At 60.6% G+C, this 19,809-nt stretch carries 18 protein-coding genes; 2 read left to right on the top strand and 16 right to left on the bottom strand.

All coding sequences use genetic code 11. The features are described 5' to 3' along the window. Positions 1 to 22 precede the first annotated feature (22 nt). The 8 genes from rseP to rpsB all read right to left on the bottom strand — a co-directional run bounded on the left by rseP (position 23) and on the right by rpsB (position 7,329). Entirely contained in the window at positions 23 to 1,387 is a 1,365-nt protein-coding gene (gene rseP, locus H0V78_11330; GenBank protein ID MBA2352342.1) for an RIP metalloprotease RseP, read from the bottom strand. Positions 1,388 to 1,516: 129 nt separating this feature from the next. Then, complete coding sequence (locus H0V78_11325) at positions 1,517 to 2,695, bottom strand: 1-deoxy-D-xylulose-5-phosphate reductoisomerase (protein MBA2352341.1); 1,179 nt, start codon at positions 2,693 to 2,695, stop codon at positions 1,517 to 1,519. Positions 2,696 to 2,703: 8 nt separating this feature from the next. Then, positions 2,704 to 3,528, bottom strand: a complete 825-nt coding sequence (locus tag H0V78_11320) for a phosphatidate cytidylyltransferase (GenBank protein MBA2352340.1) — start codon at positions 3,526 to 3,528, stop codon at positions 2,704 to 2,706. Next, the gene (uppS, locus tag H0V78_11315; protein MBA2352339.1) at positions 3,521 to 4,348 is read right to left on the bottom strand and encodes a di-trans,poly-cis-decaprenylcistransferase; all 828 of its coding nucleotides are present in this window, start codon (positions 4,346 to 4,348) and stop codon (positions 3,521 to 3,523) included. Before uppS ends, H0V78_11320 begins: the two co-directional genes overlap by 8 nt. Positions 4,349 to 4,376: 28 nt before the next feature. Further along, the gene (gene frr, locus H0V78_11310) at positions 4,377 to 4,934 is read right to left on the bottom strand and encodes a ribosome recycling factor (GenBank protein ID MBA2352338.1); all 558 of its coding nucleotides are present in this window, start codon (positions 4,932 to 4,934) and stop codon (positions 4,377 to 4,379) included. A gap of 13 nt (positions 4,935 to 4,947) precedes the next feature. Further along, a complete protein-coding gene (locus H0V78_11305) occupies positions 4,948 to 5,679 on the bottom strand; it encodes a UMP kinase (GenBank protein MBA2352337.1) in 732 nt (243 codons plus the stop codon). A 2-nt stretch (positions 5,680 to 5,681) separates the two neighbouring features. After that, entirely contained in the window at positions 5,682 to 6,560 is an 879-nt protein-coding gene (locus H0V78_11300; GenBank protein ID MBA2352336.1) for an elongation factor Ts, read from the bottom strand. A 31-nt stretch (positions 6,561 to 6,591) separates the two neighbouring features. Continuing rightward, positions 6,592 to 7,329 carry a 30S ribosomal protein S2 gene (rpsB, locus tag H0V78_11295; GenBank protein MBA2352335.1) on the bottom strand — a complete coding sequence of 246 codons (738 nt, stop codon included), beginning with the start codon at positions 7,327 to 7,329 and terminating at the stop codon, positions 6,592 to 6,594. Positions 7,330 to 7,745: 416 nt separating this feature from the next. Between rpsB and map the strand changes: the two genes are divergently transcribed. Together map and H0V78_11285 are read left to right on the top strand one after the other, a co-directional pair. Continuing rightward, positions 7,746 to 8,555: a type I methionyl aminopeptidase gene (gene map / locus H0V78_11290; GenBank protein ID MBA2352334.1), complete on the top strand. Its 810-nt coding sequence runs from the start codon at positions 7,746 to 7,748 to the stop codon at positions 8,553 to 8,555. 4 nt (positions 8,556 to 8,559) lie between these two features. Continuing rightward, positions 8,560 to 11,145 carry a [protein-PII] uridylyltransferase gene (locus tag H0V78_11285; GenBank protein ID MBA2352333.1) on the top strand — a complete coding sequence of 862 codons (2,586 nt, stop codon included), beginning with the start codon at positions 8,560 to 8,562 and terminating at the stop codon, positions 11,143 to 11,145. 105 nt (positions 11,146 to 11,250) lie between these two features. On the opposite strand, the gene H0V78_11280 is transcribed toward H0V78_11285, so the two are convergent. The 8 genes from H0V78_11280 to H0V78_11245 all read right to left on the bottom strand — a co-directional run. Next, positions 11,251 to 11,595, bottom strand: a complete 345-nt coding sequence (locus H0V78_11280; protein MBA2352332.1) for a DUF2802 domain-containing protein — start codon at positions 11,593 to 11,595, stop codon at positions 11,251 to 11,253. A gap of 71 nt (positions 11,596 to 11,666) precedes the next feature. Next, the gene (locus tag H0V78_11275) at positions 11,667 to 12,218 is read right to left on the bottom strand and encodes a peptide deformylase (GenBank protein ID MBA2352331.1); all 552 of its coding nucleotides are present in this window, start codon (positions 12,216 to 12,218) and stop codon (positions 11,667 to 11,669) included. Next, on the bottom strand, positions 12,208 to 12,954 hold the full coding sequence (locus H0V78_11270) for an S-methyl-5'-thioinosine phosphorylase (GenBank protein MBA2352330.1): 747 nt from the start codon (positions 12,952 to 12,954) through the stop codon (positions 12,208 to 12,210). The genes H0V78_11275 and H0V78_11270 overlap by 11 nt, the downstream gene beginning before the upstream one ends. Beyond that, complete coding sequence (locus H0V78_11265) at positions 12,954 to 13,511, bottom strand: hypoxanthine-guanine phosphoribosyltransferase (protein MBA2352329.1); 558 nt, start codon at positions 13,509 to 13,511, stop codon at positions 12,954 to 12,956. Before H0V78_11265 ends, H0V78_11270 begins: the two co-directional genes overlap by 1 nt. Before the next feature lie 64 nt (positions 13,512 to 13,575). Further along, a complete protein-coding gene (galU, locus tag H0V78_11260) occupies positions 13,576 to 14,487 on the bottom strand; it encodes a UTP--glucose-1-phosphate uridylyltransferase GalU (protein ID MBA2352328.1) in 912 nt (303 codons plus the stop codon). Continuing rightward, positions 14,484 to 16,583, bottom strand: coding sequence for an NAD-dependent DNA ligase LigA (ligA, locus tag H0V78_11255; GenBank protein ID MBA2352327.1), 2,100 nt, complete (start codon positions 16,581 to 16,583; stop codon positions 14,484 to 14,486). The genes galU and ligA overlap by 4 nt, the downstream gene beginning before the upstream one ends. A gap of 45 nt (positions 16,584 to 16,628) precedes the next feature. Continuing rightward, on the bottom strand, positions 16,629 to 17,927 hold the full coding sequence (locus H0V78_11250; GenBank protein ID MBA2352326.1) for a cell division protein FtsZ: 1,299 nt from the start codon (positions 17,925 to 17,927) through the stop codon (positions 16,629 to 16,631). A gap of 51 nt (positions 17,928 to 17,978) precedes the next feature. Beyond that, positions 17,979 to 19,809, bottom strand: a 1,831-nt coding sequence (locus H0V78_11245) for a chromosome segregation protein SMC (GenBank protein ID MBA2352325.1), incomplete at its 5' end; no start/stop codon positions are given.

The raw sequence follows: 19,809 nt of genomic DNA, 5'->3' as shown, positions 1-19,809 counted from the left end.
CTGGACCGCCATGGGCCGGCATTTAGCCGCCGATCAGCCGATTGATATCGTTGTATATGGCGAGCGCCATCAGGGTGAAAAGCAGCGCCATGCCGAGTTGTTGCCCGATTTCCATGACCTTCTCCGACACCGGGCTGCCGGTAATAATTTCGACGATATAATACATTAAATGTCCGCCATCCAATAAAGGAATCGGCAGCAGATTCAGGACGGCGAGGCTGATGCTGATCAGCGCCAGAAATCCAACGTAAGCGATCCAGCCGACCTGCGCCGACTGACCGGCATAATCGGCGATGGTGATGGGTCCGCTGATGTTTTTGAGCGAGACCTGTCCCATGACCATTTTGCCGAGCATCTGCAGCGTGAAAACCGAGGTGTCCCAGGTTTTCGCCACCGCTTTGCCGAGGCTCTCGAACGGCCCGTAGCGCACCTCGGTCATCAGGCTCTTCATCACGTCCTGATCGAGCTGGGGCGCTGCGCCGATGCGTCCAATGCCGGCGCCGTTTTCACTGACAGATTGCGGCGTCAGGGTCAGCGTCATTCCGGTTCCGCCGCGATCGATCTGCACCTGCAGCGCGCGTTCCGGGTTGGCGCGTACGGCAGCGACCACTTCGGACCACTGGGCAACCGGTTTCCCGCTGATCGCAACAATACGGTCGCCCTTCTGTAAACCGCCGGCCGCGGCTGCCCCGCCTGCAACCACCTCACCGATAACCGGCGGCAATTCGGGCTGCAGGCGCGTGAAGCCCAGCTTCGCCAGAAAATCGGCGTCAAGATCATCGGGGCTGATCCCGGAGACATCGAGATCGCGTTCGACGATTCGCTGATTGGCATCGACAACTTCGATGCTGACCTGAGCCTGCCCGACACCGGATCGCATCAACTGCCAGCGCACATCCTGCCAGGTATCGACGCGCTCGCCAGCGATGGAAACCGGCATATCTCCAGCGTTGAATCCGGCGATGGCAGCGGGTGTTTGCGCAGCGGGCGCGGCGATCACCGGTTTCAGACCGGGCACGCCGCTGACGAACAGAAGCCAATAAAAAAAGACTGCTAGCAACAGATTCGCGGTCGGCCCGGCGATGACAATCGCGAAGCGGCGCCCTACCGTCTGCCGGTTGAAAGCGCGAGGCAAATCGGCTTCCGCGACTTCGCCTTCGCGCTCGTCGAGCATCTTCACGTAACCGCCGAGTGGAATCGCCGCCAGCGACCATTCGGTCTGGTCGGAGCCGCGTCGAATCGACGCAAGCCGTTTGCCGAAGCCGAGCGAAAAGCGCAGCACTTTCACATTACAGACGCGCGCAACAAGGTAGTGGCCGAGTTCGTGGATCACAACCAGCAGACTGAGCGCGACGATGAAAGCGGCAATGGTCAAGAGGAATTGCATAGCTATGTACTCACAGGCTGTTAGCGATCGGTGCAATCGCTTTCCGACATTTCGGCAGCGATGCTGTTATCGAGCAGCGCGCCAGCCTTGGCCGGCAGCGCATAAGTTTAGTTCCTTGGGCGCGATCGATCAGCAGCGTGCGATCCATTGCCGTGCCGCATCGCGAGCGCGCGAATCCGCGTGCAGCGCGTCGTCGAGCATCGTCAGCGGGCTGCTTTCGACCTCATTCAGCACCCCTTCGATCAGGTGCGGAATCCGCGTGAAGCCGAGACGACCGTCGAGAAAACCGGCCACGGCGACCTCGTTGGCTGCATTCAGAATGGCCGGCGCCGAGCCGCCTGTTTGCAAGCTTTGATATGCCAGGTTCAGGCACGGAAAGCGAACCGGGTCGGGCGCGCTGAATTCGAGCGCTGTCTTGAACAGATCGAGCGGCGCAACGCCTGCCGATATGCGTTTAGGAAAACCCAGAGCATGGGCGATCGGCGTACGCATGTCCGGGTTGCCGAGTTGCGCTATCAGCGAACCGTCGATGTATTCGACCAGCGAATGGACGATGCTTTGCGGATGAATCACGACCTCGATCTGTCCGGGCGCGGCATTGAACAGCCAGCGCGCTTCGATGACTTCGAGGCCTTTGTTCATCATGGTCGCAGAGTCGACCGAAATTTTGCGCCCCATCACCCAGTTCGGATGCGCGCAAGCCTCATCGGGCGTTACGCGCTCAAGTTCATGCGCCGGTGTCAGCCGGAACGGCCCGCCCGATGCCGTCAACAGAATGCGGCGCACACCGGCGGCGGCGAGATCGCCGGCGAAGTCATGAGGCAAGGCCTGAAAAATCGCGTTATGCTCGCTGTCGATCGGCAACAGCTTTGCCTTATTGGCGCGCACGGTTTCGACCAACAAGGCGCCGGCCATCACCAGCGCTTCCTTGTTCGCCAGCAGGATTTTCTTTCCGGCGCGCGCCGCGGCGAGTACCGAACGCAAACCTGCTGCGCCGACGATGGCGGCCATGACGGTATCGACTTCGCCGAGGGCGGCGATCTGCTCCAGTGCATCAGCGCCGTGCAGGACCTCGCAACGGAGGTTGGCCTGCTTGACGAGACCGCGCAATTGCCCGGCCGCGACGATATCGAGCATGACGGCATAGCGAGGCGCAAAGCGCTGGCATTGCTCGAACAGGCGCGGCACCTGCGAATGCGCGGTCAGCGCGATGATCTCGAATTTATCGGGATGACGCTCGATCACAGCCAGCGTACTGACGCCGATGCTGCCGGTTGCGCCAAGGATGGCAATCGCTTCCCGTTTCATCGGTCGGGCTACGGCAACGCGCGCAGATAGAGAATGGCGAACGCGGCCACGGGTACAGCGGCGGTGAGGCCATCGATGCGGTCGAGCAGGCCACCGTGGCCCGGCAACAGCACACCGCTGTCCTTGACTGCCGCCAGGCGCTTCATCCACGATTCAAAAAGATCGCCGACGATGCTGGCCGGCACCAGCAGCAGCATCGCGGTCAGTTCGAAAAGGCCGGCGGGCCCGCGCATCGGACTGCCGACAAAGTATTCGCTGGCAAGCCAGATCACTCCGTACAAAGCGACCGCAATCACGCCCCCGACTGCGCCCTCCCAGGTCTTGCCTGGGCTGATGCTGGGTGCAAGCTTGTATCTGCCGAGCCGGCGTCCGGCGAAATAGGCGGCGCTATCCGCAACCCAGACGACGCCCAGCACCTGCAGCAGCAATACCGGACTGATCGCGCGCAACGCGATCAGACCGAGCCCGAAGGGAACCAGAAGCAGCAGACCGGTTAAAGCCAGGACCAGCGGCTGGCGCGTTTGCCACTTGCGCCCGAGCCAGAGCGGCGCGATCAATGCCCAAAACAGCGAGGCCAGCGCAAATGGCATGAGCTTGACCGAAGCCTGCAGTGGCGCCAGCCCCTGCGCCGCCGCCACGCAAAGAGCCGGTACCGCTAACGCGTACGCGACTTTAACCGGGCCCGAGTAAGCGGCTAATCCCGCCCATTCCCATGCGCTGATTCCGACCAGAACAAACACGAACGCCAGCCAGAAACCGTGTGGAAAATAAAACAGCGCGGCAAGAGATATAACGAGAAGAACGGCTGCCGTCGCCAGCCGTTTTTTAAACATTTTGTTTGTGCGGGAGGCGGCGCGATGTTTTTTCGGGAATGGTTGACGGGGTGACGCGGGAATGCGAAACGTTTTGCCGCAATTGATCGCCGGTTCGTCCGAAACGGCGTTCGCGGTGGCGATAGGCGCTGATTGCGCAATCGAGCGCAGCCGCGTCGAAATCCGGCCACAACGTATCGGTGAAATACAGTTCTGTGTAGGCAAGCTGCCAGAGCAGAAAGTTGCTGATGCGCGACTCGCCGCCGGTACGGACGAAAAGGTCGGGCTCCGGCGCGTAATGCATCGATAGATACGGCGCGAGGTCAAGCTCGGTCAGATCTTCATGTGCGTGCGGATGTGCTTTGCGCAAGCGATTGATCGCCTGCATCACGTCCCAGCGCCCGCCATAATTGGCGGCAATGGTCAGAACGAGCCTTGTATTGCGCGCGGTCAGTTGTTCCGCATCGTGGATCAATTCGACAAGCGAGGGATCGAACGCCGACATATCCCCGACAACCTTGAAGCAAATGCCATTCTCGTGCAGCTTGGCGACCTCTTGCTCGAGCGCGCGCACGAATAACTCCATCAGAAACACGACTTCGTCTTCCGGACGCCGCCAGTTTTCGCTGCTGAACGCGAATAGGGTCAGATAGCCGATCTCGCGTTTTATGCAGGTCTTGATGGTGGCGCGCACGGTTTCGATACCGCGCCGGTGACCAGCGATACGCGGCAGAAATCGCTGCTTTGCCCAGCGGCCGTTGCCGTCCATGATGATCGCGATATGGCGGGGTACCCCGGAAGTTTGCGGGATGACGACTGTTGAACTCGGATGCGCGCTCATTATCGTGGGACTGAAAACAACGACTGATCTAGACCGCGAGCAGGTCGGCTTCTTTCGACTGCAGCGCTTTATCGATTTCGGCGATATAGCGATCGGTCAGCTTCTGGATGTCTTCTTCGGCGCGCCGTTCGGCGTCTTCGGCAACGGCCTTTTCCTTCAGCATCTCCTTGAGCCCGGCGTTCGCGTCGCGGCGGATGTTGCGCACCGCGACCCGCGCATTTTCGGCTTCATGGCGCACGACCTTGATCAAATCGCGGCGCCGCTCCTCGGTCAGGGCCGGCATGGGAACACGAACAATTTCGCCGACCGTGGACGGGTTGAGCCCGAGATCCGATTCGCGAATCGCTTTTTCGATTGCCGCGCCCATTTTTTTTTCCCATGGCGTGACGCTGATGGTGCGCGCGTCGAGCAGGTTGACGTTGGCGACCTGGGTGATCGGCGTCGGCGTGCCGTAATAATCGACCGTTACGTGATCGAGAATGCCGGTGTGTGCGCGCCCGGTGCGTACTTTGCCCAGATCGGTCTTCAGCGCCTCGAGCGATTTCTGCATTTTCTGTTCGGCGGATTTCTTGACGTCTGCGATCATCGTTCGGCCCCTTTCAGCAATGCACCAGTGTGCCTTCGTCTTCGCCCATGACCACCCGCTTCAATGCCCGCGGCTTGGAAATATTGAACACGCTGATCGGCAGTTTTTGATCGCGGCACAAGGTCAACGCCGTGGCGTCCATCACTTGCAATTTTTTTTCGATCGCTTCGTCGAAACTCAAGCGCCGGTAGCGCGTAGCATCCGGGTTGGTTTTCGGATCAGCGGTGTAGACACCGTCGACCTTGGTCGCTTTGATCACGACGTCGACGTTCATTTCCATGCCGCGTAATGCGGCGGCCGTGTCGGTCGTAAAAAAAGGATTGCCGGTGCCGGCGGCGAAAATGACCACCCTGCCCTCTTCGAGATAGCGAATCGCCTTTCCGCGAATATACGGTTCGGCGACCTGATCGATCCGCAGCGCCGACTGCACGCGGCTGACCAGGTTCACGCGGCGCATCGCGTCCTGCAAGGCGAGCGCATTCATGAGTGTTGCGAGCATGCCCATGTAATCGGCAGTCGCCCGGTCCATGCCGGCCGCGCCGAGAGCTACGCCGCGAAAGATATTGCCGCCGCCGATGACGATGCCGACCTCGACGCCGAGCCCGACGACTTCGGCGATTTCGGCAACGATGCGTTCGATAGTGGCGCGGTTGATGCCGTAGCTGTCCGCGCCCATCAGCGCTTCACCGCTGATCTTCAGCATGATGCGCTTGTAAGCCGTCGTGACTGGAGTGGCGACCAGCATCGCTAGCCTTTCGCCTGGGAGATGACTTCCGCGACGAAATCGTTGGCTTTCTTCTCGATTCCCTGACCGACGACGAACATCTGGAACCTGTTGACGCACGCATCGCTGGCCTTGAGCAAATGCTGCACGGTGCGCTCGCCATCTTTGACGAAAGGTTGCTCCAGAAGGGTCACTTCCGCCAGATATTTTGCGATGCGGCCGTCGACCATTTTTTCGAGAATCGCGGCCGGCTTGCCGCTATCCGCGGCTTGCGCGGTATAAATCGCGCGCTCGCTGGCAAGCAGATCGGCCGGAACGTCTTCCCTGGCGACGCAAACCGGTTTCATCGCCGCGATATGCATCGCGATATCCTTGCCCAGGTTCTCGTCGCCGCCATGGTAGTCGACCAGTACGCCGATTTTCGCGCCATGCAGATAGACGGCGAGCCGGCCTTCGGTCTCCAGACGCACAAAGCGGCGCACGCTGATGTTTTCACCCAGCTTCGCAATCAGCGCCTTGCGCACCGCTTCGACGGATTCGCCAGACGACAGCGGGACGTCGGCGAGCGCGCCAACATCGGATGGATCGCTATCGGCGATTGCTTCGGCAACCGATTGCGCGAAACCCGCAAAACTCTCGTCCTTGGCAACGAAATCGGTCTCGCAATTGACCTCGACCAGCGCACCGCTGCGACGGTCGACAGCGACAAAAGCTGCGACACGCCCTTCGGCGGCGATGCGTCCCGCTACCTTGCCGGCCTTGGCGCCGCTTTTGATGCGTAGCAATTGCTCGGCCGCCTGCATGTCACCGTGGGATTCGACCAGAGCCTTCTTGCATTCCATCATGCCGAGGCCGGTCGCCTCGCGCAGATCTTTCACCATGCTCGCGCTAACTTCCGCCATGCCTGCTCCTGCTGTTTTTGAATTGCTAGTTCTAGGCGCTTGCCTGATCGTCGACTTCGACAAATTCATCATCGACGATTTCGCTGATGATCTGCGAGCGCCCTTCGAGCACTGCATCGGCGATGCCGCGCGCGTACAGGCGGATGGCGCGGCTCGAATCGTCGTTGCCCGGAATCATGTAGTCGACGCCGTCGGGCGTGTGATTGGTATCGACGACCGCTACCACCGGCACCTTCAGTTTCACAGCTTCGGTGATCGCGCCTTTCTGATAACCGACATCGATGACGAACAGCGCATCGGGTAGCGTATCCATGTCCTTGATGCCGCCGAGGCTGCGTTCGAGCTTATCCAGTTCGCGCTGGAATTCGAGCCCTTCTTTTTTGGTCAGCTTTTCCAGCGAACCGTCCGCGACCATGGCTTGCATATCGCGCAGACGCTTGACCGACAGTTTGACCGTTTTGTAGTTGGTCAGCATGCCGCCGAGCCAGCGATAATCGACATACGGCGAACCGCAGCGCGACGCCTCTTCGCGGATGATTTCGCGCGCCTGTCGTTTGGTGCCGACGAACAGGATCGTGCCCTTGTTGGCCGCAAGCTGACGCACATACTTCGTCGCCTCGTTGTACATGGCCAGCGACTGTTCGAGATTGATGATATGGATTTTATTGCGATGGCCGAAGATATACGGGGCCATCTTGGGGTTCCAGTAACGCGTCTGGTGTCCGAAATGGACGCCAGCTTCCAGCATTTGCCGCATGGTTGTCGACACGATTTCTCCTCTAGGGTTAAGCCTCCACCTGCCGGAAACGCGCTTGCTGCGGCTGCTTGTACAGCCGCTTGGTGCAGCCGCTTAGCGCAGCCCGGTTAGCGCGCACCCCAATGAGGCAGGTGTGTGGATTTAGTTTGCGACGACAATCGAACGCGAAGCTTCCCCGCCGGAGCGGGAAGCGGCAGCGGAGCGAGTCAATCGCCGATAAACTAGCCCGGGAGTATAGCATCGCGCCAAAACGCCGCTCAAGCCGGATGCGAGCGGAGCGCCGCGTTCGCCGACGAAAACGCCTGCTATTGCCGGCCGCCCCTGTCGCGATGAAGGCAGGAAGATCGAGGTCTGGCGCGAATTGCGCCGCCCGGGTCATTCCACTATTCTGATACGCTTTTCATTTCAGTCTTTTATCGACCGTCGTCATGCCGCCTACGATCAAAACCGCCGACGAAATCAAAAAAATGCGCATCGCCGGACGGCTTGCGGCTGAAGTGCTCGATCATGTGGCGCCTTATCTGAAGCCCGGCGTAACGACCGACGAGATCGACCGCGTTTGCCACGATTACATGGTCGATGTGCAGGGCACGATACCGGCGCCATTGAATTATGCGCCGCCCGGCTACAAGCCGTATCCGCGCTCGATTTGCACATCGGTCAACCATGTCGTCTGCCATGGCGTGCCGGGTGAGAAAAAGCTCAAGTCGGGCGACGTCCTCAATATCGATATCACCGTAATCAAGGATGGCTATCACGGCGATACCAGCCGCATGTTCTACATCGGCGAGCCGTCGATTCAAGCCAGGCGATTGTGCGACATCACCCACGAATGTTTGTGGCGCGGCATCGCTGCCGTGAAAAACGGGGCGGCGCTCGGCGATATCGGCTACGCGATTCAAAGCCATGCCGAACGCCACGGCTTTTCGGTCGTGCGCGAGTTCTGCGGACATGGCATAGGCCGCTTGTTTCACGAAGACCCGCAAGTGCTGCACTACGGCAAGCAGGGCACGGGTACACGGCTGACGCCAGGAATGACATTCACCATCGAACCCATGATCAACGCGGGTAAAGCCGGCATCCGTCAACTGGCCGATGGCTGGACCATCGTCACCAAGGACCACAGTTTGTCGGCGCAGTGGGAGCATACGGTGCTGGTGACCGAAACCGGGCATGAAGTGCTGACGCTGTCGGTCGCCGCGCCGCCGCCACTTTCGGTGTCTCGCCTGGCTTTGTAGCCGCATGCTGCAGCCGATTTCGGGCAAACCTGCCCGCTCTGCCGCAAGCGACCGCAAAAAGGACATTGCGCAGCAGCGCGCCAGTCTGCGGGTGCGCTATCGGCGGAATGGCTCGGCAACCCGTCTGCTGCATTCGCACAGCGCGCTGGTCGATAGACATCTCAAACTCGCCTGGCAACGCCTGGCGATGCCAGGCTCCGCCGCGTTGCTGGCAGTCGGCGGTTATGGTCGCGGCGAATTATTTCCCAGGTCGGACGTCGACTTGCTGATATTGCTGCCGCAAGCGGCCGATGACGATCTGAAACGCAGGCTTGAAGCCCTGGTCGGCGAGTTGTGGGATCTGGGTCTCGAAGTCGGCCACTCCGTGCGCACTATCGCCCAGAGCCTCGAGCAGGCCGCCGCGGATGTCACCGTGCTAACCAATCTTCTCGAAGCGCGCCCGCTATGCGGCGACTCGGCGCTTTTTCAAAAGTTCACGCAGGCCATCGCGCAGGCCATAGAGCCGCGGGATTTTTTCGCCAAAAAACTTCGCGAGCAGCAACTGCGCCATGCGCGTTTCCAGGACAGCGCCTATAACCTCGAACCGAACGTCAAGGAAAGCCCGGGCGGATTGCGCGATCTGCAGAACATCCTGTGGATCAGCCGGTCGGCAAACCTCGGCAGCAATTGGCAAGACCTGGTCCGCGAAGCCATCATCACCGGCGCCGAGGCGCAGCAACTGAAGCGCGACCTGCAACTGCTGCAGAATCTGCGCATACACCTCCACTACCTCGCCGGGCGGCGCGAAGATCGGCTGCTATTCGATTACCAGACAGCCCTAGCCGCCGAACTCGGTTTCCGCGACAGGCCTACGCGGCTTGCCAGCGAACAACTGATGCAGAGTTATTATCGCGTCGCGAAATCGGTCAGCCAGATCACTACGATCATGCTGCAAAATCTGCGGGCGCGCATTTTCCCGGCGGCCGAGAGCGAGCCGCGGGCGATCAATAGCCGCTTCCTCGCACGCAACGATCTGCTCGAGGCGCGCGACGAGCAATTATTCGAGGATCAGCCCAGAGCCATTCTGGAAAGTTTTTTACTGCTGCAGCAGCACCCGAGGCTGCAAGGGATGAGTGCTGCGACCCTGCGCGCATTGTGGCGGGCAAGGCGCCGGATCGATAAGGCTTTCTGCAGGGACCCGCTAAATCGGGCGCTGTTCCTGGACATTCTGCGCCAGCCCGCCCGCATTACCCGCGAGCTGCGGCGCATGCATCAGTACGGCATTCTCGGCCGTTATATTCCGGCGTTCGGCCGCGTCGTCGGGCAGATGCAGCACGACCTGTTTCATGTCTACACGGTTGACGAGCACATCCTCAAGGTCGTGCGCAATTTGCAGCGTTTCGCGATTGCGGATTTCAAGCACGAATACCCGTTGGCGAGCCGGCTGATCGCCGCCTTCGAACGCCCTGAAACGCTGTACCTGGCCGCGTTATTTCACGATATTGCGAAAGGCCGAGGTGGCGATCATTCGGCGCTGGGCGCGGTGGACGCGCGGCGCTTTTGCCTGGACCACGGCCTTGCTGCCGCCGATACCGCGCTGGTCGAATGGCTGGTGCAAAATCATCTCGTGATGTCGGCGACAGCGCAGAAAAGCGATCTGTCCGACCCCGAGGCGATCGCCGCGTTCGCGGGGCGTGTTGGCGACGATCGTCACCTTGTCGCACTGTATCTGCTGACTGTCGCGGATATACGAGGCACCAGTCCGAAAGTCTGGAATGCCTGGAAGGCGAAGCTTCTCGAAAACCTGTTTCAGGCGACCCGGCGCCATTTCAGCGGCAGCGTCGCCACTGTCGATAGCGAGGTGGCAGCCCGACAAGCGGACGCTCTCGCCAAGCTCCGCCTGTACGGATTCTCGGATGATGCGCACATCGCTTTCTGGCGCGAGCTCGATACGAGCTACTTCCTCCGCCACGAGGCCCAGGAAATCGCCTGGCATACGCGGCTGCTGCACTACCGTGTGCGGCCGGCGAGGGCAATCGTCAAGGCGCGCTTGTCGCCAATCGGCGAGGGTTTGCAGGTGATGATTTATGCGCCGGACCGCAAAAGGCTGTTCGCGCGCATCTGTGTTTTTTTCGAGAGAATCAACTACAACATCGTCGAAGCCAGGATTTACACGACGCAACACGGCTACGCGCTCGATAGTTTTCAAGTGCTCGACGCGGCGCAAAAGCCCGCGCACTACCGTGACCTGATCGCGTATGTCGAGCACGAACTGGCTGAGCGTCTGGCTGATTTGGGGCCGTTGCCGCCGCCCGTCAATCCGCGCCTGAGCCGGCAAGTCAAACATTTCCCGATGGCTCCGCAAGTATCGATCGAACCGCACGAAAAGCGCGAGTATCAGGTGTTGTCGCTGGTTGCCGCCGACCGCCCCGGGCTGCTCTCGCGGGTAGCCCGCACATTGGCCGAGTTTGATGTCAGCGTGCATACGGCGCGCATCAACACGCTAGGCCAGCGCGCTGAGGATATTTTTTTGATTACCGGAAGCCATCTGCAGGATGCAGATCGGCTATTGCGCCTGAAACAGGCTTTGCTGGATCAGCTCAAGGCTTGAGAGCGGGCTTGAGATCGGAAGATTTTAGAAACGGACGATCAAGCCAAGCGCGCACTTAATCGAACCGCCGGCGCGAAAACCGGCCATTCGCCCGATACTAGCCATTTACGAGTAGTGCGTCTTGTACAACGCCACGATCAATTCGGCTTCACCGCGAGACAAGCCGCAGACGGCCGCCACCTCCCGCGCATCGAGGCCCTGCTGCGCCATCAGGATGGCTTGACCATACGGTGTCGTCGCGTGCTGGTTCCGCTTCAGATGCTTGACATCGGCTTGCAGACTTTGCACCTGCTCGCGCAATTCGGAAATCTGCTGCAAGGATTTTCTTTCGGCGCGAGCGCCGTGTTCCGAAAGCCAGCGCCGTATCACCAACGCGCCCGCTCCGGCCAGCGCCAACAACCCGACCAGCAAAGCTGCCGCAAGCGGTTCCTGAATCAGCGTATCCAGCACGATATCAATTCAGCGCCATTTCATTTAATGAAATCTTGCTACTTCGGGATAACGCAGTCAACAAAACAAAACTAAATCCCGTTGTCGGCAGGCTCATCGACAGCGGGCTGCGCCGAGAACAACGCGTCCGTGAAACCGAAGAAACGCAAGTCCGGGATCCGCATCGGAAAAAGTATGCCCTGCAGGTGATCGTATTCGTGCTGGACCACCCGCGCATGGAAGCCCTCGACACAGCGATCCAGCAGCGTGCCCTGCGCGTCGTAACCGCGATAATGCAACCGTGAGTGCCGCCTGACCAGCCCGCGCATGTCGGGAATGCTGAGACATCCCTCCCACATCTCGTCGGTTTCTTCGCCGATTGGCTCTATTGTCGGGTTGATCAGCACGGTATAGGGCACGGGTTCAGCGTCCGGATAACGCGGATTGTGCTCTACACCGAAGATCATGACCTGCAAACCAATGCCGATTTGGGGTGCCGCGAGACCGGCGCCGTCAGCGTTCAGCATGGTGTCGCGCATGTCCGCGACCAGTGCATCGAGTTCAGCGGTGTTGAACGCGGCGACCGGGCGCGCTTTTCCCAGCAAGCGCGGATCGCCCATCCTGAGTATGGGCCTAATCGCCACTGGCCGCGACCATCCGGTCGAGCACGCTTTTTACCTTGCTCAACGATTCCTGTAATACAGCATAGATCGCGTCGAGCTTGACGCGTTCCATGGAAGCCTTGCGGCCCGCGGCATAATTTGCGACGACGGCAATGGCCGCGTACGACAGGCCGATCTCGCGCGCCAGCGCTGCTTCCGGCATGCCGGTCATGCCGACGATATCGGCGCCATCCCTGGCCAGACGATCGATCTCGGCCGCCGTTTCCAGCCGCGGCCCCTGTGTCGCCGCGTAAACGCCGCCGTCTATCACCGGCTGCCCGGCTTTTTGCGCGGCAGCCAGGCATCGGCTGCGCAGTTTCCCGCAATACGGCAGCGTGAAATCGATGTGGGTGACGGCTTTATCCGTCCCGTCGAAAAAAGTCGATTTGCGGCCCCAGGTGTAATCGATGATCTGATCCGGGATCAGCAGGGTTCCGGGTTCCAGATCGTCGCGTATGCCGCCGACCGAAGCCAGCGAAATCACGCCCGAGACTTTTTGCGCGTGCAAAGCCCAGATATTGGCGCGGTAATTGACGAGATGCGGCGGTATGGTATGACCATAGCCGTGGCGCGCCAGGAAAACCACGTCATGGCCGCCGATCTTGCCGAACGTCAGCGCACCCGACGGTTCGCCATAGGGGGTGCGGATGACTTGCCGGCTGGTCAATTCCAGATTGGCGAGTTTGGTGAGACCGGAGCCGGCGATGATTGCGAGCATCACGGCCTGTGATTCGATGGCAAGGCATAGATCGCAGGCAGATTGCGCCAGGCGCCATTGACGTCCATGCCGAAGCCGAACACGAAGCGGTCGGGCACGCTCAGGCCGACAAAATCCGCCTGAATCGGCTTGCTGCGTCCGATGTCCTTATCCGCGAATACGGCGCTGTAGAATTCCCGCGCGCCAGCTTGCAGGATGCGGCTGCGCACCGCGGCCAGCGTTTGCCCTTCATCGAGAATGTCGTCGAGCACCAGCACGACGCGGTCGGCGACGATATCGCGCGGACCGACTTTCCAGTGGATCGCGCCGCCCTCGGTGGAATCGCCGTAGCGCGAGACGTGGATGTAGTCGAAATCCAGCGGAAAGTTGAGTAGCGGCAGGAGCTGTCCGGTAAACACGACGCTGCCGCCCATGACGCTCAGAACCAGCGGCAGGTGGCTAGCCAGTCTATCGGCGATTTCATTGGCCAGCCTGCCCACCGCTTGCGTTACTTCCGCCGCGGAATAAATCTGATCGGCGGAAGCCAGCAGGCGCCTCGCCTCGTCGGCGCTAAGCATTAAGCGGCATGGCCGGAGAATTCGGATAACACATGCGGATCAGCGGCGCATGCCGGCGCGGAGCTCACGTCCGCCCCGTTCTCCGGCGCTCCGCGGGTTCGATTGGTTGGCTGGAAATCCATTGCAAATAATCACGGAAGTCTTGCCCGACTTCCTCGTGCCTGAGCGCGTACGCAACGGTCGCTTTCAGATAACCGAGCTTGCTGCCGCAGTCGTAGCGTTTGCCGTCGAATTCGTAGGCGAGCACGCGTTCTTCGCGCCGCAGCGCGTCGATCGCGTCGGTCAACTGGATTTCCTTGCCGGCGCCGGCTGCCGTCGCAGCCAGATGATGAAAAATGCGCGGCGTCAGCACGTAGCGGCCGACCACGCCGAGGCTCGACGGCGCATTCTCGGGCCGCGGCTTTTCGACGATGCCGGAGACCTCGTGCAAGCGTCCCTTCGCGGTACCGGTCTGGATCATGCCGTATTGCGTCGTTTCCTTGCGCGCAACGTGCTGGACGCCGAGTATCGAGCATTGCGCTTCCGCAAAATGCTCGACCATTTGCTGCAATACTGGCGGCTCGCCGTCGATCAGATCGTCCGCCAGCAGCACAGCGAACGGCTGATCGCCGATGAGTTGCTTCGCGCACAGCACGGCATGACCCAGCCCGCGCGCCTCGGCCTGGCGCACATAAACACAGTTCACCTCAACCGGCAGCAAGTGACGCACCTGGCGCAGCAGTTTCAGCTTGCCGGCCGCCTGGAGTTCGGCTTCCAGCTCGTAGGCCTTGTCGAAATGGTCTTCGATCGAACGCTTGCCGCGGCCCGTGACGAACATCAGTTCAGTGATGCCGGCGGCGATTGCTTCTTCCACTGCGTACTGGATCAGCGGCTTGTCGACGACCGGAAGCATCTCCTTGGGGCTGGCCTTGGTCGCCGGCAGAAAGCGGGTGCCGAGCCCGGCAACAGGGAAAACTGCCTTCGTGATTTTGTTCATGCTTTTTGCTCGCCTTGGATCATTTTCAAGAGACCTGCTTCGTCGAGTATGGGAACTTGAAGTTCGCGCGCCAGATCGAGTTTGCTCCCCGCCTCTGAGCCTGCGACGACAAAATTCGTCTTGCGCGACACGTGGCCTGCAACTTTGCCGCCGGCCGCGATGATTCTGGCTTTGGCGTCCTCGCGCGTCAATGTCGGCAGCGCCCCGGTCAGCACGAACGTTGTTCCGGCCAGAGCTTGATCGGACTGTGGAATGCTAGCGAGCGGCAGTACATCCGCATGCACGCCGCGCTTGCGAAGACTGCTGATGACGTCGCGATTGGCTGCCTGCGAGAGAAATGCAGCGATGCTTTCGATAATTTCCTTGCCGACTCCGGGCAGCGGAACCGGCAGCTTCTCCGCCCCGCTTTTCGCGCGCTTCGTGTTTTCTTTCTGTATCGACTTCTTCTCTTCGATCAACGCTGTCCAGTCGGCCGAAAGGAAGGCGTCGACGTTGCCGAAACGCTGCGCAAGTATTCTCGCCACTTCCTCGCCGACGCCGAAAATCCCGAGCGCATGAAAAAAACGCGGCAAAGACGGCGTCTTGCTTTTTTCGATGGCATCGATCAGATTCTGCGCCGACTTCTCGGCCATGCGCTCAAGCGCGATCAGGGTTTCCCTGTCGAGCACGTAGAGATCGGCCGGTGTTTTCACCGCGCCGGTCGCGACGAGTTGATCGACCAGTTTATCGCCTAGCCCTTCGATGTCCATCGCCCGCCGTGAAGCGAAATGCAGGATGGCCCGTTTGCGCTGCGCCGGGCAGACGAGCCCGCCCGTACAACGGCTCGCTGCTTCGCCGGCAATCCGCTCCACCTTGGAACCGCACACCGGGCACAAAGCGGGCATCACGAACTCTGGCCCGTCCTGACGTTTCGTCATATCGACGCTGACGACTTCCGGGATCACATCGCCGGCGCGCCGCACGATGACGGTATCGCCGGGGCGCACGTCCTTGCGCCGAATTTCGTCTTCGTTGTGCAGCGTTGCGTTGGTCACGGTGACGCCGCCGACGAATACCGGGCAGAGCTTTGCCACTGGCGTCAGCGTTCCGGTCCGTCCGACCTGGACCACGATATCCAGAACCATCGTCATCGCCTGTTCGGCCGGATATTTATGCGCCAGTGCAAAGCGTGGCGCACGCGCTACATGGCCCAGCGCTTGCTGCTGAGCCAAATCATCTACCTTGTACACGACACCGTCGATATCGAATGGCAATTCAGCACGTTGCGCCGCAATTTTCACGTGATACGACAACAAGCCGTCAACCCCCGCCACGCGTTCGCGCTGCACCGCCACCGGAAACCGCATACTGTCGAGCAGATCGAGCAGCGCGCATTGGGTCGAGGGCATAGCGATGCCCTCGGCAGCGCCGACACCGTAAGCGAAAAACGTCAACGGCCGCGCCGCGGTCAGCTTCGGATCGAGCTGCCGGAGAGCACCGGCCGCTGCGTTTCGCGCGTTCACGAAAGCCCTGCCTTCATGCTCGTGCTGGCGTCGATTCAGCGCGGCAAAATCCTTTTTCAACATCAGCACTTCACCGCGAACTTCAAGCAATTTCGGGGGCAAATCCGCAGCCGCCGCAAGCTTCAGAGGCAGGGTGCGTATGGTTCGCAGATTGGCGCTGACGTCTTCGCCGCGATAACCGTCGCCACGCGTCGCGCCGCGCTTGAACCAGCCATTTTCATAAACCAGATTGATCGCGAGTCCATCGAACTTGGGCTCGCAGAAATAAACGATCCGATCGACATTGAGTTTCTCGCGGGCGCGCCGGTCGAAGGCGCGCACCGCATCCTCATCGAACGCATTGTTCAGCGACAGCATGGGGACGCGATGCGCGATCGGCGCGAAGGCCTGGGTGGGAGGCGCACCGATGCGCTGCGTCGGCGAATCGGCGGTTCGCAGTTCGGGATGTTGTTCCTCGAGACGCTGCAACTCGGCGAACAGCGCGTCGAATTCGGCGTCGCTGATCGACGGCGCGTCTTCCAGATAATAGCGGCGATTGTGCTCGGCTATCGCCTGCCGCAAGGCGCTGATTCGAGCCTCGGCATCAGCAGGCATCGCTTTTTGAAAGTGGCGACCGCGAACGAAATACCGCCGCGGCGGTCACGAAAAAAGCCGCAGCGCTTCCGGGCTGCCGGCGCTGATTTTTTGCGCATCCATGGCCGCGAGCACTGTCGTTATCTGGTGTCGTATCGCTTCGAATTCCGATTCGTTCAATGCGCGGCGATTATCGTCGACCAGTTTGCCTTCGAGCGTCGCGGCCAGGCTGCGGCCGAGTTGGATCATCTGATTGAATACCCGGTTGCCGGCAGCGACGCGCGGCACATCGAGCAGCAAGGTCAACCCCTGCGTTGTCATGTTCCTGATCTGTTCGGGAAAAAACGGCGCAGAATCGCGGTTCGTCAATGTGAAAAGCGTTGCGCCGTGCTCGCTCGGCATATGAAAAGCGCCATCCTGCTCAAGCTTCATGCCGGCGGCTTCCGCAAGCGCGCGTATCTTTGTCCCCGAAAAAGGCTTCTGCTCGGCGAGCACGTTGATGCCTATCGCGATATCGGCCTCGACGCAAAACCGATCGAGCCGGCGCGCCGCGCTCAGCGCCGGCTGCACCGGCGGACATTCGAAACTCGCGCGATTCTGCGAAGCGAAATCCGTCACCGCGGCGCGGAACATACGTAATTGCGCTTCCGAAACCGCGCCCTGGCGATCCGCAAGCTGAATCGCACAGCGGAATTTCGTATAGCGCGCAGCACCATTGCCCACGCCGCTACCGGCGGTATCGAACAGGCCAATTTCCCAAGCCGCCGAGCGCGGGTTGAAAACCGAGCAGTGAACGGGTTTTCCGGCTTCGGCTAGCTTGCGACTGAGTTCGGCAACCTTGGCCGCGGCAATCGGCTGGAGCGCCTCGACCTCGGCGACATAGTCGATGGTCGATTCCGGCGACACAAGTTTTTCTGCGGCGCGCAACGGCGGCGTGGCTGTCGCCAAACCGGTGGCAACGCGCGCTGGTGCGGCCTCGCGCGCTGAAGCAACCGGCATTGCACGCACTTCGGGCGCGGCCTTGTCATCGCCGGCCCGCTCCGGTTCGGTGCCACGCGTGCTCTCGTCATCCGGCGCCGGCGGATTTTCTTCGTCCGGCGTTGCAGCGACGTCGGCAATAACCCTGAATTGCGGCTCGATGCGCTCCCCGCGGCCTGCGCGGGCAACTCGGCGCACTGGATAGCCCGAATCGTCGCCGCCCGCTGCGGCGCCATCCTGCGGCTCCAGCAGCACGTCGGCATGTTGCTGGTTGAAGGCGCGTTCGGCGCGTTGCCGGTATTTTTTTTCCTGAATCCGGTTGAATGCGAAGACCGCTGCAACCGCGAGCAGGCCGATCAGGACCAGTCCAATCTGCAGATCACTCATGACGGTCTCCGTCCTGTCGATGTCGGTCGTGGTTGGCGGCTGGCAGGCCAGTCATGCAATGGCCTGTTCCTGCATTTTCATTGCCTCTTCGACGTCGACCGATACGATGCGCGATACACCCAGCTCCTGCATGGTCACGCCTATCAGTTGATGCGCCATCTGCATGGTGATTTTGTTGTGGCTGACGAACAGGAAATGCGTTTGTTGCGCCATTTTCCTGACCAGCTCGCAGAAGCGTTCGGTATTGGTGTCGTCGAGCGGCGCATCGACCTCGTCGAGCAGGCAGAACGGCGCCGGATTCAACTGAAACAGGGAAAACACCAGGGATAACGCAGTCAGCGCCTTTTCGCCGCCCGACAACAGATGGATAGAGGCATTCTTCTTGCCCGGCGGTTTCGCGACGACTTGCAAGCCGCTATCGAGAATTTCTTCGCCATTCAGAATCAGTTGCGCGTGACCCCCGCCGAACAAAGCCGGAAACATCTCGCCGAACTGTCGATTCACCTGATCGAAGGTTTCCTGCAAGCGCTCGCGCGTTTCGCGGTCGATGCGGCGGATCGCGTTTTCCAGCGTGGCCATCGCCTGTTCGAGATCCTGCGCCTGCGAATCGAGGTAAGTCTTGCGCTCACCGGCGTTTTTCAGTTCGTCGAAGGCCGCGAGGTTAACCGCGCCCAGCGCGCTAATCGCTATGCCGAGCTCTGCAAGCCGGGTTTGCAGCGCGCCGGATTTCACACCTTTTTCCTGCATGGCAGCCAGTTCGATTTCGTCCGCGCCCGCATCAGCGAGTTCGCACGCGAACTGCTCGGCGGTCAGCCGCGCTTCCTGCTCCTTGAGGCGCCAATCCTGAATGCGGTCGCGCAACGGCGGCAGCTTTTGTTCGCACGCGAGCCGCTCTTGCGAAGTGTGATCGAGCTGCTGCTCGGCTTCCTGCAGCGCCGCACGGGCAAGACTAAGCGCATGTTCCTTTTCGCTGCGCGCCGCAAGCGCTTGTTGCAGCGCGTCTAGCAAACCGGCTTCGTCGACGTCGTGGCGCTCATCCGATAGCAGCACAAGGTTCGCCGAAATCCGTTCGATATTGACCGTCACTGCCTGAATGGATTCTTCCAGTTCAGTGATTTTGTTAGAGCAAGTCTTGAGGTTAAAAGCCTGCTCCTGCGCTTCGCGCTGGGCTCGATGGGTCCGTTCGCGTTGTCCAGCCAGCGCTTGCTCGGTTTCGTCAAAACGCTGTCTGGCAATGGGCAACTGCCCGGAAAGAGCTTCCAGCTGATGCTGGTGGGTGAAAAGTTGATGTTGCGCCGCTTCGTACTGTTCCGCCTCAAGCGCGCTTTGCACTGCTGTCTCTTCCAACTCTTGCGCGATTTGGGCGGTACGGCGCGCGGCGCTGCCGGAAAGTTCCGACAGTTTGAGGATGGCGAGCTGCATATCGTGGGTTGAGCGCTGTAGACCATCGATGCTCGCCTGTCCCGCGCTAATCGCATCGCGCTGCTGGTCAACCTCGCGCTCGGCTTCGGCAACCGCGCGCTTCGCGCGCTCAAACGCAACCGTTTCATCCTGCACGCGGACGCTAAGCTGCTCGATCTCGGACTTGCGTGACAGAACGCCGTGCAATTCGGAATCGGGCGCGTGAAAACTGACGCTGTGGCGATCGAAAATCGCGCCTTCGCGAGTGACCAGACTAGCGCCAGGCGGCAGTTCGGCGCGCAATGGAAGCGCGCTCGAGGTATCCGGAACAACGTAAACGTCATGCAGCCATTCGTTCAGCGCCGGCGTGACCGCCGCATCGTTGCAGCGCAAGTAGCGGCGCAGCGGTTCGGGCTCCGATGCGCCATCGCCGGCGCCGCCTGATGCAGTTGCGGCGTCGCTTGCGTCGACATCGTCCTGA

This window comes from Burkholderiales bacterium (assembly GCA_013695435.1).
Classification (GTDB): domain Bacteria; phylum Pseudomonadota; class Gammaproteobacteria; order Burkholderiales; family JACMKV01; genus JACMKV01.
The sequence above is the reverse complement of the archived record's forward strand: the minus strand, read 5'-3'. Positions and strand labels throughout refer to the sequence as shown.